At 54.5% G+C, this 2,500-nt stretch carries 2 rRNA genes (1 of these 2 cut by a window edge); both read right to left on the reverse strand.

The features are described 5' to 3' along the window. Positions 1–33 precede the first annotated feature (33 nt). Positions 34–148: ribosomal RNA gene (rrf, locus tag AC04SG_RS32555) — 5S ribosomal RNA — on the reverse strand. A 274-nt stretch (positions 149–422) separates the two neighbouring features. Further along, a 23S ribosomal RNA gene (locus AC04SG_RS32560) occupies positions 423–2,500 on the reverse strand; it runs 746 nt beyond the window's last position.

Genomic DNA, 2,500 nt, shown 5'->3' on the forward strand with positions numbered 1-2,500 from the left:
ATTTGGATCGAGAGTTCAACGTGCGTTTGGCAGACCTGGCAGCGACCTACTCTCCCGCGTCTTGAGACGAAGTACCATCAGCGCTGGAGCGTTTCACGGCCGAGTTCGGAATGGGATCGGGTGCAGCCGCTCCGCCATAACCACCAGGTCGGCAAAACGCACGTTATATCGAGAAGCTGGGGTGGGGATTAGGCAGTAGTCAATAGTGAGCAGGGGATACCCGCTCGCTATCGGCTTGTGCCGTTTGCCTGTCTTTCCGTGCCAAGGTGACATCTACAGTTGGCTTTCGGGCGTAGCCCGCAAGCGCGACTGCGCGTCGCCGGTTTTCCGGCGCCCTCGCGGAGCGTCCGGCCGAAGGCCGATACGACGCGTGAGCGCTGGTCAGACCATTTGACTTCGTCAAATGAGCATAAGGAATGAGAACGATCAAGCCGATCGAACTATTAGTACCGGTAAGCTTCAAGCGTTGCCGCTCTTCCACACCCGGCCTATCAACGTGGTCGTCTTCCACGGTTCTCAGGGAATACTCGTTTTAAGGTGGGTTTCCCGCTTAGATGCCTTCAGCGGTTATCCCGTCCGGATATAGCTACCCTGCTATGCGGCTGGCGCCACAACAGGTCCACCAGAGATCCGTCCATCCCGGTCCTCTCGTACTAGGGACAGATCCTTTCAATATTCCTACACCCACGGCAGATAGGGACCGAACTGTCTCACGACGTTCTGAACCCAACTCACGTACCGCTTTAAATGGCGAACAGCCATACCCTTGGGACCTGCTCCAGCCCCAGGATGCGATGAGTCGACATCGAGGTGCCAAACAACCCCGTCGATATGGACTCTTGGGGGTCATCAGCCTGTTATCCCCGGCGTACCTTTTATCCGTTGAGCGATGGCCCTTCCACGCGGGACCACCGGATCACTATGACCGACTTTCGTCTCTGCTCGACTTGTCAGTCTCGCAGTCAGGCAGGCTTATGCCATTGCACTCAGCGAACGATTTCCGACCGTTCTGAGCCCACCATCGCGCGCCTCCGTTACTCTTTAGGAGGCGACCGCCCCAGTCAAACTACCCACCATACATTGTCCCGGACCCGGATAACGGGCCGCGGTTAGACATCCATAGTAATAAGGGTGGTATTTCAAGGGTGGCTCCACCTGAGCTGGCGCCCAGGTTTCAAAGCCTACCACCTATCCTACACATGCCACTACGAATGCCAATGTAAAGCTATAGTAAAGGTGCACGGGGTCTTTCCGTCTAACCGCAGGAACCCCGCATCTTCACGGGGAATTCAATTTCACTGAGTCTATGCTGGAGACAGCGGGGAAGTCGTTACGCCATTCGTGCAGGTCGGAACTTACCCGACAAGGAATTTCGCTACCTTAGGACCGTTATAGTTACGGCCGCCGTTTACTGGGGCTTCGATTCAGAGCTTGCACCCCTCCTCTTAACCTTCCAGCACCGGGCAGGCGTCAGACCCTATACGTCGTCTTGCGACTTCGCAGAGCCCTGTGTTTTTGATAAACAGTCGCTACCCCCTGGTCTGTGCCACCCTCCTCTACTTGCGTAGAAAAGGGTCACGCTTCTTCCGAAGTTACGCGTGCAATTTGCCGAGTTCCTTCAGCATAGTTCTCTCAAGCGCCTTGGTATACTCTACCTGACCACCAGTGTCGGTTTCGGGTACGGTTTATAAGGAGGAGCTATTTCCTGGAACCGCTCCGCTGCCCGTTCAATCCGATAAGATTGGACAACTTGTGCGATCCGTCACTACCTCCAAGCCCACGAATATTAACGTGGTTCCCATCGACTACGCGTTTCCGCCTCGTCTTAGGGGCCGGCTAACCCTGCTCAGATTAGCTTTAAGCAGGAACCCTTGGTCTTTCGGCGGGGGAGTCTCTCACTCCCCTTACGTTACTCATGTCAGCATTCGCACTTCTGATACCTCCACCACCCCTCACGGGTATGGCTTCATCAGCTTACAGAACGCTCCGCTACCGCTTGGCCCTTGCGGACCAAACCCTAAGCTTCGGTGTATGGCTTTAGCCCCGTTACATTTTCGGCGCAAAGACCCTTATTTAGACCAGTGAGCTGTTACGCTTTCTTTAAATGATGGCTGCTTCTAAGCCAACATCCTGGTTGTTTTGGGATCCTCACATCCTTTCCCACTTAGCCATAACTTGGGGACCTTAGCTGTAGGTCAGGGTTGTTTCCCTTTTCACGACGGACGTTAGCACCCGCCGTGTGTCTGCCGACTAGTACTCCCAGGTATTCGGAGTTTGGTTAGGTTTGGTAATCCGGTGAGGACCCCTAGCCCATCCAGTGCTCTACCCCCTGGGGTATTCGGTCGACGCTCTACCTAAATAGATTTCGCGGAGAACCAGCTATTTCCGAGTTTGATTGGCCTTTCACCCCTAGCCACAAGTCATCCCGAACTATTGCAACAGTTATGGGTTCGGTCCTCCAGTAAGTGTTACCTTACCTTCAACCTGCTCATGGCTAGAT

It is taken from the genome of Mesorhizobium sp. CNPSo 4684, assembly GCF_057784315.1.